Genomic DNA, 13,341 nt, shown 5'->3' with positions numbered 1-13,341 from the left:
CAGAATCTTAAAAACCTGGCCCAAGAAGGCTATCAGTTTATCATCGGCGCGCGCATCAAAAATGAAAGCGAAGAAACCAAAGCCGAAATACTCAAGGCTACCCAGGGCATGACGGATGGAGACAGTTTTATTTTGAAAAAGGATAACGCAACCCGCTTGGTCGTGACCTATTCCGAGAAACGCGCTAAAAAGGACGCCGCCAACCGCGAACGGGGTCTTAAGAAATTACGCATTCAGATAAAATCAGGACGCTTAACCAAGCAAAGTATCAATAACCGCGGCTACAACCGTTTCTTAACCATCCGGGGAGAGGCCAACGTTTCTATTGACGAGGATAAAGTGAAATCGGACCACCACTGGGACGGCCTTAAAGGTTATATGACCAATACCGAGCTTTCAGCTAAAGAGGTGGCGCAAAACTATGTCCAATTGTGGCAGATCGAAAATGCCTTCCGTATTTCTAAAACGGACCTCAGAGTCCGCCCCATCCATCATTATTTAAGACGCAGAATCGAGGCGCATATCTCTATTGCTTTTGTCGCCTACGCTATTTACAAGGAACTGGAATATCTGCTCAAAAAGCATGGCGCTGCCATCAGCGTGAAACGAGCCGCCGAATTGACGCAGAATATGTATGAGTTGGAGTACGCTTTGCCTGGTTCCGGTGAAATCAAGAGGCGGGTGCTAAAAATGGATGCCGAGCAGGAAGTTGTCTATGACGTTATTCGTAAATCCTAGGGTGTCCCAACTCGGAAGACGGGAAGTTTGGTTTTGGAACCGTCTTGTCTTCTGCCGCTGCGGCGCGGGGCGTCTGAGCCGGCATCCGTGTTCGCAAGCACGGGATCAGGAACTTCCGGCGAATCTTGACTTTGTTGCCCCTGGCCGTCGATGTTGGCCGCCAAATCGACGGCTTGATCGGCGGGCGCCGCTTCAGCTGCTTTGCGCTGGCGTCGGGCCGCGGCTGAAAGAGCGCCTTGCTGGCGGGCGCCCAGGCGTTGGCCGGCGATCACGCCTAAGGCCGTTCGATTGCGCTGCATCGTTTCCAGGGCGCAGAAGGTCATTTGCGCTTTCTGTTCCAATGGCCATTCTTTGACCAAGGGCAGAATCTGTTCCCGCTCCGTTTCTTCCGGCAGGCAGCCCACGGCCGACACCTCAAAAATTTCAGGATTGACGGTTTGAAATGAATTGATGAGCGCCGCTGAACCCGAGTGCGCCGCGGTCAAATGAGCTGAAACTACGGTCCAGCTATTGCAGATGATTTCGTAAATCGAGCGAGGCTCAGGGGTGGGGGATTCAGGGGGCGTTTGAGCGTCGGCGGCATCTCCGGCATCCGCTGTAGGCACAGGTTGAGCAGGTGGGCATCGGGGGGGTTCAACTTCCGCCAATAAAAGGGCGTTAAAACATAAAATTTGCGCGAGCAGAGATAAAGCAGCCTTTTTCATGCCAGTGGATCGCTCCAGCTAAGGGTACCAGGACTTTCCTGCGTATTCCAGGCGTTTTTCGACGGAAAGATTGGAATGTAGGACTAAAGTCCTAGCCTAAAAATAGGACTTAAATGCTGTTTTTTAAGGCTAAAGTCCCATCAAAACCTGTTGGTTTCGGGTAAAACTTATATTGTGAGATTGGGTTGTTTTCGTTTGTCCGGACCCCTTATCGTTTTATTGTTCATCGGAGGCCCCTACTCGTCTTTTGGGCAGAACGCCGAGGCTTTTGATGACGCTGATGAATTGGACGTTCGTTTTGACAGCGCCGGAAGAAAAGGCAAAAGAAGTTCCGAAAAAATCGCGGCTGTGCCGGTTCATGCTGACGCGGGCGAAGAAGAGAACCGGGAACAACCCGAGGACGCGCATGGGTCCGGATACAGGCTGTGGCCGGATGCCATCCCTCCCCGGCCTTTGGGCGGCAGGGCCTTGACGACGATTGAAGATCATCGCATTGAGGCTTCGGGCGATTATTATTGGCCTATTTTTAGAGTCGGGTTGCGCGCCGGCATGATCAGCGGCACAAATTTATTGGGCGGCCCAAGCATTCCTTATGCGACTTTGCAGCCGTCGCCTTATGTCACGGGCACGGTTTCCGCCGAATCCGAGGGTCCTGTTCTTTATTCCATGGCGGCCGTGACCGGCAGTTATCTTTATTTGCGTTCCGAGCCCAGCATTCGTTTGCCCTATGATTCGAATTCGCGCGGCGCCATCGAAGAGCATGCCGGCGCCGGACATTTTTACGGAGACGCTATCCCGGTCATTCGATTCGCGCGCAATGTCGCGATGGCTCCATTCGCCGGCGTTGAAGCATGGGCGCTCTCGAGCGCGGACAGCCAAATGATGCTCGACGGCAATGTGGGCTTAGCCGCGGCCTGGCGATTCGCTCCTTCCCATACGGTTCATGCTTGGGGGCAGGTCGAGGGGACGTTAAGCCGCGCAGATTCCTATCGCAACGTGGACGGCCCCAACCGAGTGTCGGATTTTAACGGCCAGGTTTATTTGGAAGGCGTGAGCGCGGGCGCCGATTATACGCACACGTTCGGTCATGAGGATTACTTGAGGCCGTGGGTCCAGTACACGAATCGCAATGTGTACCATCGCGTGGATACGGGCATGGACCTGGGCCTGGGCCCTGTGACTTTGGCGATGGCCGGGCGTTTCCAGGATACGAACAGCCCGTGGTTTGTCGGCGAGCGCGGCGGCGCCGTCAGCGTTCAATGGCGGCCGCTTGAAGACTTGGGCCTGGGCGTGACGGGTTCGGTTATGGAACGGCGCGACTATGAAGACAATTCGCTCCCTTACGGTTTTAATGTAGTCGGCGGCGTGACTTGGACGCCGGGAGAAAACGCAAGCGGCGTCAGCGTCCGGCGGACCATGGTCAGGCAAGTCCATGATGACCCGGAGGCCGAGGGGATCATCGCCCGCGGGCAGGAATATTCCAACACCGGCGATTACGAGGATTCTTTTAGAAATGCCGTTGGGAAATCAAGAGATTTCGACGCGTTCGCGGGCAACCTGCCTGTCGCGGGCGTCGGGGATATTCTGCGGGCCGTTTCTTTGATGACCCGTTCGCTTAATGATATCGGTTATAACCATACCGAGGGAGAAGTTTTAAACGCCGGCAATACGCCGGATATTTACAGCGGCTGGCGCGGCGTGTATCTTTCCGCCGATGAGGAGGACCGGGCTCCCGTTGCGATCTGCATCGGCGCGGCGCAGCTTGCTTCGGAGTTGGCGGAGAGGCTCGGGCAACGCTTGGGCATCGCGATTGAGGCGGATCCGGTGTCCACGGTTGACAATAAGCCCGGCGGTCACGCGGTGCCCATGATCAGGATTCCGGGCGAGGGCATTGTTTTCGTGGATTGGGGAACGATTGTTCCAACCAACACTTTTGATCCGCAGGCGGCGTTGGCCGTTTATCAGGGCCGCGCGGGTTCCGTGGCCGTTCTTCATACGGTGGGCGATTCGAGCGATCGAGGCGCTTATGCGGGCCGGATTTACCCGGAACAGGGCCGGGCTCTTTTTGACGCCACGACTTTGCACGGTGAGCCGGGCCTGCCTCGTTCCCGTGGCCGGGAGTTCTTTAACGATGAGGCCAGGGGCTCGGATTTAACGCGGCGGCGGGCGCTCAACGCCCTGGACCGTTCGCTTGTGGGCCCTTTCTAGAAGGTTCGAACCACGCCCAACGTTCCTCCTCCACCTAAGAAACGCTGGGAACCTTTGCGATTAAAGGCCCGGTATCCTTCCGCGGCCAGATGGATGCGCCAGCCGGTATTCGGGATTTGCCATTCATAACCCAGGCCTAAATTCCAGGTTCCTCTTCGGCCCAACAGCGGAGTTCGAAATTCACTTTTATCATCTTCACTGGAGAAGAAATGCGCGGCCGCGCCCGCGCGCAAAATAATATAGCGCGTGTGCGGGGTTCCCAGAGGGATGAGCGCCAGCTCAAGGCCCGCAGGCGCCTGGTAATGATCGATGAAGGCTGTTGCGCCTGAGAACTTTCGCTGCTTGAATCTGTTGTATTGGACGCCGGTGTAAAAACGAATCCAGGAGAATAGGTGTCCTCCAAGCAGTAATTTCGGCCCGACGCTGGTGGATTCGTCATGGATTCTGCCGTCCTCATCCACGGTGAACAGCGAATCCGAGGCCGCGGCGAGCGTGATATAGCGCGCTTTGCGGATGGCATAGGTTTCCTTGGGAGGCGGGCCGATTTCTTTGACTTGTCCCGATGGGGGGATGATTTGATTTGATTTAAGGTGTTTCAGGAAGGCGTTTTTTTCTTCCTGTCCCCAGAGGTCCTGGCGCTGCAGGTTGGGGATTCTCTGCGTTTGGGCGGAGGATGCGCTCATCAAGAAGAGCAACAACGGCAGGATCATTCGATGACGCATAGCAAAAGCTTCAAGTGAATATTACAATTTACCGCAACGATGAGGTTTTTTATTGTTGTTTCATGGTGCTGCGCGGCGCTTATTCCGGGCGTCCTTGAAGCCAAATCCGTCAAACAGGCGCGCGAAGAAGTCGTTGATGAAACCGTGCTCTACCTTAACGTCCCTTATCTTTGGGGCGGGCGTCATCCTAAAACCGGTCTTGATTGCTCGAGTTTCGTTCAAGTCGTTTATGCCAAGGCCGGTTTGCATTTGCCCAGAGTTTCGAGGGCGCAATTTTCCGCCACGCATAACCTCAAGCCCTCGGATGTCCTGCCCGGCGACTTGGTTTTTTTCGCCATGAAAAATCCGGGCACGGCCAAGGTGGATCATGTGGGCATTTACATGGGCAAAGGCTATTTCATCCACGCCTCGGTCACGCACGGTGTTCATATCGAATCCATCGACAAGCCTTATTATTTAAACCGCTTGGTCGGCGTCCGCAAATATCGGGGTTTTTGACCCCTCGCGCCATGATGAAGGATCCGGATTTCATCCAAGGCATTTCGTCGTTCAATGAGGGGAAGTTTTTCGAGGCGCATGAAGCCTGGGAGGACTGCTGGCGCCGGCAAAGCGATGAGAACGTGCGGGTTTTTCTTCAAGGATTGATTCAGATCGCCGCGGGCTTTTATAAATTCTTGGAGCAGGGTAATCCCGGCGGCGCCCGGTATTTGTTGGAGCGCGGGCTCGAGAAATTGGCCGGATTTCAGGACGGGCATGCCGGGTTGTTATTGAACGCTTTTCGCGAGGATGCCTCCGTTTGCCTGAAGGCGCTTCGCCGGGGAGCCGTTCATTTAGAGCGTATCCCTAAATTGGAGGGTAGGGTTTGTTAAGAATGCCGCTTAAAACTTGGTGGCGCGGGGCTTTTGAGAAAGGCGTTTACCCGCTCAAGAGCCTTGAGAATAATCTTCAGTGGCGGACGAAAACACGACGGCAGGTTGTTTTTTTAAAGAAAGTTTTAGGTTTACGTCCGGACTCGAAAGTTTTGGATGTGGCTTGCGGGCAAGGGCGCCATGCCCTTTTATTGGCTCAAGGCGGTTGTCAAGCGACCGGCGTGGATATTTCGCCCGTTTATTTATCCGAGGCCAGGAAGCAAGCGGCGCGCCTTAAGGTGAAGGCGCGTTTTTTGCGTCAAGATATGCGCCGCTTAAGGTTCCGCCGGGAGTTTGACGCGGCGATCAATATGTTCAGCAGCTTCGGCTATTTTTCAAAAGCCGGCGATGACCTTAACGTGCTGCGCGGAATTTACGCCGCGCTTAAACCGGGCGGTTATTTTCTGCTTGATACTATCAACGGTCCCCGGATTCTGCGGCATTTCGTCGCGAATAAATGGACCGAATGGTCGGACGGCATGCTGATTCTCGAAGATTGCGAGCTTGTTCGCCGGAAGCGCGCCGTTAAAACTCGTTGGATTTTTATTCGCAACGGTTACAGAAAGGAAATGATTTCTTTGGTACGCATGTACGACAACAAAAGCCTGGGCCGCCTTCTCAAGAAGGCGGGATTCCGGATCGTGCGGTTTTACGGCGAAACAGCCGTTGCGCCTTACCGGCCCTTGCATTCGCCTCGCCTTGTTGTTTTGGCTCAGCGGCCGTTTGACGCCAAATAAGCCAATGTCTCGATATGATAAGTGTGGGGGAAAAGATCGAAGGGCACAAGCCGCTCCAGCGTGTAACCGGCGTCCGCCAATAAGCCGATGTCCCGCGCTTGAGTCTTCGGATCGCAGGACAGATAGACGATTTTTTTTGGTTTTAGGTTGATTAGCGCCTTCGCGGCCTTAGGATCGAGACCTTGGCGGGGAGGATCGAGAAAGACCAAATCGGGGGCGCCGGCGAGTCCGGGGAGCCGGTTCTCGACGCGGCTGTTCTGCCATTCGATATTGTCGTGGCCGTTGGATCGGCCGTTGATCCGCGCGTCTTCGTAACTGCCGGGGTGTTCTTCGATGGCGATCACTTGTTTCGCGCGTTCGGCCAAGAATAGGGTGAATAGGCCGACGCCCGAATAAGCGTCCACCGCGACATCAAACCGGCCGGGGAGGTGTTTGATCACGTCATCGATGATTTTTTCGGCTTGGGCGGTGTTGGTTTGAAAGAACGACGTCGCTGAAATCCGGTAAGTTTTATTGAGAATTTTTTCGTGGTAGTAAGGCCGTCCCCAAAGCGCGCGACTGGCGGAGCCGTAAATGATATTGGTTTTTTTGGGGTTGACGTTTTCCACGATGCCGACTAATCCCGGCAAGCCGGCCTGAGCCAGATCACGCCCGAACGAAGCGGGGGTTTGCTGCCTGGCGACGACAATGAACAAGAGTTCGTTCGTGCGCTGCGATCCCCTGAGGCAGCAATAGCGTAGCAGCCCGTCGTGGCGCGCTTCTTCATAAACGGGGCAGCCGGATTGAGCCAATACTTTTTTAACGCGAGGCAACACGGCGTCGAAGATCGGCAGCTCAACCGGGCAATTTTCCAGATCGATGACGTTGTGGCTGTTGCGCGCATAATAACCCAGGATCAAGCGCTTGTCGCGGCGGCCCAGAGGGTATTGGACTTTATTGCGGTAATGCCAGGGTTCCTCCATGCCGACGCAGTCCTCCAAGGGAAGTTTACCCGGAGGAATTTTCGCGATGCGCTCAAACGTTTCGCCGACGATCGCTTTTTTGGCTTTCAACTGGTAGGCATATTGAGCCATTTGCCATTGGCAGCCGCCGCATCCCGGATTTTTTCCGTTAGGAGCGAATAGCGGGCAGGGCGGCTGAGTGCGTTCCGGAGACGCTTTGATGATGCGTTCGATGCGCGCGAAGCCGTAGCTTTTGCGTTTATTTTCCCATGAGGCTTCGATTAAATCGCCCGGAACCGCCAGGGGGACAAAAACAGCCGTCTTCTCGTTAAAGGCCAGGCCGTCGCCGCCGTCAACCAATTTGTCGATGCTCAGCGTGAAGCGGCCGTTCTTATCCGTCGCTTTCGTTTTATAATGGTTCATTCCATGAGATTAAACTTTTTCTCACGCTTCCTGAAACATCACGCCCGCGCGCTGTCGCCGGCCATCGTCTGTTGCGGTTTTTTTTCGCTCGTGGGCTGCGCCCTGGCGACCGAAGCGATCGCTCAAGACCGGCCGTCTGGCAATGTGGTCCTGGTGACGTTGGACGGGGTGCGCTGGCAGGAATTTTTCGGCGATCCTGACCCGTCCCTGGCTCCCAATGAAACGGGGCGGGTTTTTTCACGTTTTTGGTCGGCCATGGCTTCCGAAGGCGTTGTTTACGGCAATCCGGCCGCCAACAATGTCATGACCATCGCCAATTTGGCGGTGGTGAGCCTTCCCGCTTATCAAAGCATCATGGCGGGCGTCACGACGAGGTGTTTGAATAATGAGTGCGGACGCATCACCAGGGGGACGTTCCCTGAGCGTCTCATCAGCGAATTGAGCCTGGGATCGGCTGAGGTGGCGACGTTGGCTTCGTGGACGAAAATTGCATTGGCCGTGGAGCGGACCGAAGGAACAACCTCCGTTAAATGCGGCCCCCAGGCGGGGGATCAGCCGGAGGATTTAATGTCGTCTGAGGCGCGTTTGGATAAATTGACCTTCCCCGAAGCCCTAGCGTATTTGACTGCGAATCGTCCGCGTTTTCTCTACATTTCCTTGAATGATTCCGATGATTGGGCGCATCGCGGCGATTACGCAAAATACCTGGGCGCGTTAAGGCAGTATGATGCGTGGCTGGCGCAATTGGCGGCGGCCATCGACGGGCTTGAGGATTACGGCCCTAAGACGACCTTGATCGTCACTACGGATCATGGCCGCGGCAACGGCGCGAAATGGACGGACCATGGGGTGAAGGTGCCCCAAGCCAGAGCGATTTGGCTTTATGCGCGCGGTCCCCATGTCTCACCCAAAGGCGTTCTTTCCGGCGGGCCCGCGCACACGCACCTCGATATTCGCCCGACGATTGAGTTGTTGATGGGTCTTTGCCCACAAAGCTGTTCGCGCTGCGGTTTGCCGCTGACCGAGGTTACGTCCGGAATCCCGTCTTGCTCCCAATGAAAAAGCGCTTTTTTCCCTCGGTAATTTGGTAAATTCTACCCATCTCCTCGACGAGAGGGGCGCATTCGCAAATTAATTAAGGAGGGCCAATGGCCGCTAAAAAAACGAACTCCGCATTCATGAAGCCTTTGCAACCGGACACAGTTCTGGGCGAGGTCGTCGGAACGAAGCCTCTGCCGAGAACCCAGGTTGTCAAAAAACTGTGGGATTACATCAAGAAGAATAAGCTGCAGGATTCCAAGAACAGAAGGAATATCAAAGCTGACGCCAAACTTAAACCTCTATTCGGCGGCAAAGCCGTCGTCAGCATGTTTGAATTGGCGAAAGTCGTCAACAAACACCTTAACTAATTCGCAACGGCTCCTCGCGTCCCGCCGCCGGGTTTGAAGAAAGCTTGGCGGCGCGACCCGGGATCGCTCCGGCGGAGAGAGGGCGGCTCTCGGAACCTCTAGCGGGGTAGGCTCTCTATGAGACGGCAAACCTAATCATGGTTTGTCGTTTTCTTTTTTAAGGACTGCAGGGGTCCCGCCTACGGCGGGCCAGCGTCCTCGGAACTCTGCGAAAGAGGAGAATAATTGGCGGGATTTGGAGCGGGCAGCGGGAATCGAACCCGCAACTACTCCTTGGAAGGGAGTCATTTGACCATTAAACTATGCCCGCGCGAATACTCACTTTATTATAGACAGGTTCTCTGGCTATCGGCCAGCGGCCGGGAGGCTTAAATCGAATCTGTCCCCCGGCTCAATGTCATTGCGCAGGAACCATCCGGCATGGGTTTCCAGCGCATAGCGGGCTGGTTCAGCCGAGGAGTAATTGGAAAGATCGTAAGGCTTCATCGCCAGGATATTGATGACGGTCCCATCCGCGCGTAGGAAAGCGATGTCCAAGGGCAAGGGCGTATTTTTCATCCAAAAGCTGAGGTATCCATCGGTGGGAAAAACAAACAACATGCCTTCTTCCGGCCCCAAATCGTTTTTGCCGGCCTGCATCAACCCCTCGCGGCGCTTGTCCGAATCATCCGCAAGGTAAACGCGCATTTTTTTGTTTTTAGCCGCGAGCTCGATTCTTTGGTAGCTGGAGAGCGGAACGGTTCGTTCGAATTTTTCAACGCGCCCTTTGGAGGATGCCGTAGAGCAAGCGCCCAACGCCAGCGCCAGAAATCCAAGAATCACCCGTGCCGGCATATCGTTAAGGGTCCAACCCTCGCATTGTTTTGCAGGTTTTGGTGTAAAGATCGCGAAAGGTGTTGTTGGGGTCGGTTGCGCGTTTGACCTGGGCATAGTTGGGTTTATTCCAGGTTTTCCAAAAATCTTCCTCGGAATAATAGTTGGTCGAGATCAGAGTCTTGAGCGCTCCGATGCTCATGAGTTTGTCTTCGATGAGCTTGTAGCAGTCTTTATCGCCGCTTTTCTTCATGCCATAAACGGCTAGGTCCAGGAAAAGCTCGTCCTTGGTTTTTTTAAAGAATTCCGGCGACAGCCATTCATATTTCCTGACGGCTCGATACGGCACGCACCAGAGCGGGAAGAAATTGATTTCTCGTTTGTACCATTGCATAAAATCGCCGGCTTTCGAGAAGGGGATAAACACATCCAGCGTGACGGGAATTTTATCCGACGGAATCAAACGGCGGAATGTCTTGGCTATTTTGAGAATTTCGTTGGAGCCCATGAATTTGCCCAACAGGAGCCTTGCGGCGAAGGATTTGGGCGTCACATTGGTTACGCCCTTGTCGTACCTGAAAAAATAATCCGGCGTTTTGAGGTAGTCTTCTTTTCTCGTGCTCGTGCTTCGGTAATAGACCCTTACCCAGTCGTAGCTGTGCGTGTACGGCGCGTGATCCGTGAAATTAGCGGCGCTGAGCACGTACTCGGCGGGCGAGTGGATGATCCCATCCATGAAGTCGACGTCTTGCTTGACATAGTGGTTCCAGATCGCCGATTGATAGCTTGCCAGGTCGCCGTATTTCTCATAGGTGACTTTCACGTAGGGTTTGGCCGGAATCAGCTTGAATTTTAATTTCGTCAGAATGCCGAGCGTTCCGAATGTGCCGTGAATCATTTGAAACAACAGGCTGTTTTCGTTGTCCGGGGTGCAAGTCAGGACGTTCCCCTGCGCGGTGATGATTTCGTACTCCAGGCAGGTGTCATGAAATCCGCCGTATTTGTAGGACATGGATTCGATGGAGCAGCCGGCAACCGCTCCGCCGATGGTGATGGTTTTAAGTTCCGGCACGATGATGGGGACCAGGCCGTATTTCATGGTCGCGGCCACCAGGTCGACGAAGGTGACCCCGGATTCCGCGATGCAGGTCCGTTCAACCGGGTCGATGTGAAGAACGGCGTCGAGGCTGCTGATATCGATTTTTTCATCTAAATGACGCCGGTCGTCGGGCTTGGGGACTTCGTGGGAAACGGTTTTTTTCTTGAAGGAGACGGGCGCCGCGTTCGTTCGTTCCTTGAGCTGTCGGATGATGTTGTTTATTTTTTGATCATGGGTGAGCATGAGGCCTCTGGTTGGTGGTCGTTAAAATCTGGAGCGGGTGAACGGAATCGAACCGTCGTCTCGTCCTTGGCAAGGACGCATTCTACCATTGAACCACACCCGCGCATGGCTAATTTACTACAAAAATTGCCGCGGGAGGGAGTCGAACCCTCACGCCTTTCGGCATACGCCCCTCAAACGTACGTGTCTGCCATTCCACCACCGCGGCTTAAATTTAATTTAAGAGATTTTTATTTCGGGGCCGGCGTAGAGGGCTGCGGCTGGGCCGGGGCCGCCGGCTGAGCCTGTTGTTGCCGTTGGGGGGCGGGTTGCGACACCGCACCCTGCTCTAAAACGACGGAGCGGTACATTCTGGCCTTGGACAAAACGGCCAGCGTCAAGGATGTGACTCCAAAAACAACCGCCAGGCCCGTGGTCAATTTCCTTAAAAACGAAGAGCCCGACGGAGTCGAAAAAATGACTTCGCCGCTTGATCCGAAAACGCCGGCAAAGCCGCCGGAGCGCCCGCTTTGAAGCAGCACGGCCGCGACAATGAGAACGCAGGTGATGACGTGGATAACCGTAAAAATCGTATACATGGCTTTAATTTTAGGATAATTCCGACAGAGTTTTATGGGACACACGGCCGAACAGAAGGAATATAAGGACGCCAGGGAGGAGGCGCTTCATCGCCTGCGCCATTCCTGCGCTCATGTCATGGCTCAGGCGGTCCAGGAGCTTTTTCCGGGCACCAAGCTCGCCATCGGCCCGACCATCGAAGACGGCTTCTATTATGATTTTGATTCGCCGCATCGTTTCACGCCGGAGGATTTATCCCGCATCGAGGAACGCATGCGCCAGGTCGCCAAAGGCAATCATGCCTTCGTCCGCAGCGAAAAGTCAAAAGAAGAGGCCTTGCGTTTTTTTCACGAGCGCCAGGAGCGCTACAAAATAGAAATCATCGAGGGCCTGGGCCCCGGTGAACCTGTTTCTTTTTTCCAGCACGATTCTTTTATCGATCTCTGCCGCGGGCCGCATTTGGAAAAAACGGGGGAGCTGAAGCATTTCAAGCTGTTGAACGTCAGCGGCGCCTATTGGCGCGGGGACGAGAAGAACACCATGCTTCAGAGGGTTTACGGCACGGCCTGGCCCACCAAGGAAGAATTGGAAACCCATCTGAAGCGCTTGGAAGAAGCGAAAAAGCGCGATCATCGCAAGCTTGGGGTCGAGCTGGGCCTTTTTTCCGTGCACGAGGAAATCGGCGGCGGGCTGATTCATTGGCACCCCAAGGGCGCGTCCATCCGCATGATGATCGAGGATTTGTGGCGCAAAGAGCATCTCAAAAACGGCTATCACTTGGTGTACACCCCGCATATCGCCAGCGAGGAGATTTACAAAATCAGCGGGCATCTTGAGGCTTATTCCGAGCTGATGTACGGGGCCATGGACGTCGAGGGCCGACCGTTTCGCGCCAAGCCCATGAATTGCCCCGGCCATATCATGATTTATAAAAGCGGCCTGCATTCCTATCGCGAGCTTCCCTTAAGGTATGCGGAATTGGGGACCGTTTATCGTTTTGAAAAATCCGGCGTGCTCCACGGCCTCTTGCGCGTGCGTGGCTTCACCATCGACGACGCCCATATTTTTTTGACCTTGGACGGCCTGGAGGAGGAGCTGAAAAATGTTTTGAGTCTGGCCCGCCGTTATTTGGGCATGTTCGGGTTCAATGATTTAAACATCATGCTCTCCACCCGGCCTGAGAAATACGTGGGGTCCGAGGAAAATTGGGAAAAGGCCACGGCCGCGTTAAAAGCCAGCCTTGATCATCAAGGCCTGCCTTATGAAATTGATGAAGGCGGCGGCGCTTTTTACGGCCCTAAAATCGACGTCAAGGTCAAAGATTCGTTGGGCCGCCTTTGGCAATGCTCCACCGTGCAGCTTGATTTCAACCTGCCCCAGCGCTTCAAGGTCACTTATCGGGCTTCCGACAGCAAGGATCACAATGTTGTGATGATTCATCGGGCGCTCTTGGGCTCTTTGGAACGCTTTTTCGGCGTTTTAATCGAACATTACGGAGGGGCTTTCCCTCTATGGCTCGCTCCCGTCCAGGTGAAGTTCGTTTCCGTCGGCGACGACACGGCCTCGTACGTGCGCGAAGCCGCCGACTTGCTGCGCAGGGATTCCTATCGAGTCGAGCTTGATCTCGAACCCGCGACCATCGGCGCCAAAATTAGAAACGCCACGTTGGAAAAAGTTCCCGTGATCGCCGTGATCGGGCCCAAGGAAAAAGAGTCCCGGACCGTGACCCTGCGCGCCAGAGACGGCGCCAATTTGGGCGCCGTGCCCTTGACCGACTTGCCGATTCTCCTGGCCAAACTCGCCCGTTCCGGAAAGTAAGCCGGATCAGCGGTATTGCT

At 54.7% G+C, this 13,341-nt stretch carries 14 protein-coding genes and 3 tRNA genes; 8 read left to right on the top strand and 9 right to left on the bottom strand.

Annotated elements, in window-relative coordinates:
* Positions 1 to 738, top strand: a 738-nt coding sequence (locus HYT79_05810) for a transposase (protein MBI2070099.1), incomplete at its 5' end; no start/stop codon positions are given.
* Here HYT79_05810 and HYT79_05805 read toward each other — a convergent pair.
* Positions 735 to 1,343, bottom strand: coding sequence for a hypothetical protein (locus HYT79_05805; GenBank protein ID MBI2070098.1), 609 nt, complete (start codon positions 1,341 to 1,343; stop codon positions 735 to 737). The two genes, HYT79_05810 and HYT79_05805, sit on opposite strands and share 4 nt — an antisense overlap.
* Positions 1,344 to 1,637: 294 nt before the next feature.
* Between HYT79_05805 and HYT79_05800 the strand changes: the two genes are divergently transcribed.
* On the top strand, positions 1,638 to 3,650 hold the full coding sequence (locus HYT79_05800) for a hypothetical protein (GenBank protein MBI2070097.1): 2,013 nt from the start codon (positions 1,638 to 1,640) through the stop codon (positions 3,648 to 3,650).
* Here HYT79_05800 and HYT79_05795 read toward each other — a convergent pair.
* The gene (locus tag HYT79_05795; GenBank protein MBI2070096.1) at positions 3,647 to 4,372 is read right to left on the bottom strand and encodes a hypothetical protein; all 726 of its coding nucleotides are present in this window, start codon (positions 4,370 to 4,372) and stop codon (positions 3,647 to 3,649) included. The genes HYT79_05800 and HYT79_05795 overlap by 4 nt on opposite strands.
* A 39-nt stretch (positions 4,373 to 4,411) precedes the next feature.
* Between HYT79_05795 and HYT79_05790 the strand changes: the two genes are divergently transcribed.
* Genes HYT79_05790 through HYT79_05780 form a run of 3 tightly spaced genes read left to right on the top strand, consistent with a single transcriptional unit; the run spans position 4,412 to position 6,017 of the window.
* The gene (locus tag HYT79_05790) at positions 4,412 to 4,870 is read left to right on the top strand and encodes a C40 family peptidase (GenBank protein MBI2070095.1); all 459 of its coding nucleotides are present in this window, start codon (positions 4,412 to 4,414) and stop codon (positions 4,868 to 4,870) included.
* An 11-nt stretch (positions 4,871 to 4,881) separates the two neighbouring features.
* Positions 4,882 to 5,241, top strand: coding sequence for a DUF309 domain-containing protein (locus tag HYT79_05785; protein ID MBI2070094.1), 360 nt, complete (start codon positions 4,882 to 4,884; stop codon positions 5,239 to 5,241).
* A gap of 2 nt (positions 5,242 to 5,243) precedes the next feature.
* On the top strand, positions 5,244 to 6,017 hold the full coding sequence (locus tag HYT79_05780; protein MBI2070093.1) for a class I SAM-dependent methyltransferase: 774 nt from the start codon (positions 5,244 to 5,246) through the stop codon (positions 6,015 to 6,017).
* Here HYT79_05780 and rlmD read toward each other — a convergent pair.
* Positions 5,993 to 7,381 (bottom strand): 23S rRNA (uracil(1939)-C(5))-methyltransferase RlmD, encoded by a 1,389-nt coding sequence (gene rlmD / locus HYT79_05775; protein MBI2070092.1) that lies wholly within the window; start codon positions 7,379 to 7,381, stop codon positions 5,993 to 5,995. The genes HYT79_05780 and rlmD overlap by 25 nt on opposite strands.
* 3 nt (positions 7,382 to 7,384) lie before the next feature.
* Between rlmD and HYT79_05770 the strand changes: the two genes are divergently transcribed.
* Positions 7,385 to 8,440, top strand: a complete 1,056-nt coding sequence (locus HYT79_05770) for an alkaline phosphatase family protein (protein MBI2070091.1) — start codon at positions 7,385 to 7,387, stop codon at positions 8,438 to 8,440.
* An 89-nt stretch (positions 8,441 to 8,529) separates the two neighbouring features.
* The gene (locus HYT79_05765; protein MBI2070090.1) at positions 8,530 to 8,790 is read left to right on the top strand and encodes an SWIB/MDM2 domain-containing protein; all 261 of its coding nucleotides are present in this window, start codon (positions 8,530 to 8,532) and stop codon (positions 8,788 to 8,790) included.
* A 236-nt stretch (positions 8,791 to 9,026) separates the two neighbouring features.
* Here HYT79_05765 and HYT79_05760 read toward each other — a convergent pair.
* The 6 genes from HYT79_05760 to secG all read right to left on the bottom strand — a co-directional run bounded on the left by HYT79_05760 (position 9,027) and on the right by secG (position 11,523).
* Positions 9,027 to 9,100 (bottom strand) — tRNA-Gly (locus HYT79_05760).
* A gap of 35 nt (positions 9,101 to 9,135) precedes the next feature.
* Positions 9,136 to 9,624: a DUF192 domain-containing protein gene (locus HYT79_05755; protein ID MBI2070089.1), complete on the bottom strand. Its 489-nt coding sequence runs from the start codon at positions 9,622 to 9,624 to the stop codon at positions 9,136 to 9,138.
* Positions 9,625 to 9,628: 4 nt separating this feature from the next.
* Entirely contained in the window at positions 9,629 to 10,945 is a 1,317-nt protein-coding gene (locus HYT79_05750; protein MBI2070088.1) for an FAD-binding oxidoreductase, read from the bottom strand.
* 29 nt (positions 10,946 to 10,974) lie between these two features.
* A tRNA-Gly gene (locus HYT79_05745) sits at positions 10,975 to 11,048 on the bottom strand.
* Positions 11,049 to 11,072: 24 nt separating this feature from the next.
* A tRNA-Leu gene (locus HYT79_05740) sits at positions 11,073 to 11,153 on the bottom strand.
* Between the two features lie 22 nt (positions 11,154 to 11,175).
* A complete protein-coding gene (secG, locus tag HYT79_05735) occupies positions 11,176 to 11,523 on the bottom strand; it encodes a preprotein translocase subunit SecG (GenBank protein ID MBI2070087.1) in 348 nt (115 codons plus the stop codon).
* 34 nt (positions 11,524 to 11,557) lie between these two features.
* Here secG and HYT79_05730 point away from each other — a divergent pair, with 34 nt between their 5' ends.
* The gene (locus tag HYT79_05730) at positions 11,558 to 13,321 is read left to right on the top strand and encodes a threonine--tRNA ligase (protein MBI2070086.1); all 1,764 of its coding nucleotides are present in this window, start codon (positions 11,558 to 11,560) and stop codon (positions 13,319 to 13,321) included.
* Positions 13,322 to 13,341: the final 20 nt, after the last annotated feature.

The organism is Elusimicrobiota bacterium (genome assembly GCA_016180815.1).
In the GTDB taxonomy this organism is placed as follows: domain Bacteria; phylum Elusimicrobiota; class Elusimicrobia; order JACQPE01; family JACQPE01; genus JACPAN01.
The sequence above is the reverse complement of the archived record's forward strand: the minus strand, read 5'-3'. Positions and strand labels throughout refer to the sequence as shown.

What these genes read in the sequence shown, in the direction of transcription:
- HYT79_05785 (MBI2070094.1), top strand. Translation starts at nt 4,882, where the DNA reads ATGATGAAGGATCCGGATTTCATCCAAGGCATTTCGTCGTTCAATGAG.
- HYT79_05795 (MBI2070096.1), bottom strand. Translation starts at nt 4,372, where the DNA reads ATGCGTCATCGAATGATCCTGCCGTTGTTGCTCTTCTTGATGAGCGCA.
- rlmD (MBI2070092.1), bottom strand. Translation starts at nt 7,381, where the DNA reads ATGAACCATTATAAAACGAAAGCGACGGATAAGAACGGCCGCTTCACG.
- HYT79_05770 (MBI2070091.1), top strand. Translation starts at nt 7,385, where the DNA reads ATGAGATTAAACTTTTTCTCACGCTTCCTGAAACATCACGCCCGCGCG.
- HYT79_05755 (MBI2070089.1), bottom strand. Translation starts at nt 9,624, where the DNA reads ATGCCGGCACGGGTGATTCTTGGATTTCTGGCGCTGGCGTTGGGCGCT.
- HYT79_05780 (MBI2070093.1), top strand. Translation starts at nt 5,244, where the DNA reads ATGCCGCTTAAAACTTGGTGGCGCGGGGCTTTTGAGAAAGGCGTTTAC.
- secG (MBI2070087.1), bottom strand. Translation starts at nt 11,523, where the DNA reads ATGTATACGATTTTTACGGTTATCCACGTCATCACCTGCGTTCTCATT.
- HYT79_05750 (MBI2070088.1), bottom strand. Translation starts at nt 10,945, where the DNA reads ATGCTCACCCATGATCAAAAAATAAACAACATCATCCGACAGCTCAAG.
- HYT79_05790 (MBI2070095.1), top strand. Translation starts at nt 4,412, where the DNA reads ATGAGGTTTTTTATTGTTGTTTCATGGTGCTGCGCGGCGCTTATTCCG.
- HYT79_05730 (MBI2070086.1), top strand. Translation starts at nt 11,558, where the DNA reads ATGGGACACACGGCCGAACAGAAGGAATATAAGGACGCCAGGGAGGAG.
- HYT79_05765 (MBI2070090.1), top strand. Translation starts at nt 8,530, where the DNA reads ATGGCCGCTAAAAAAACGAACTCCGCATTCATGAAGCCTTTGCAACCG.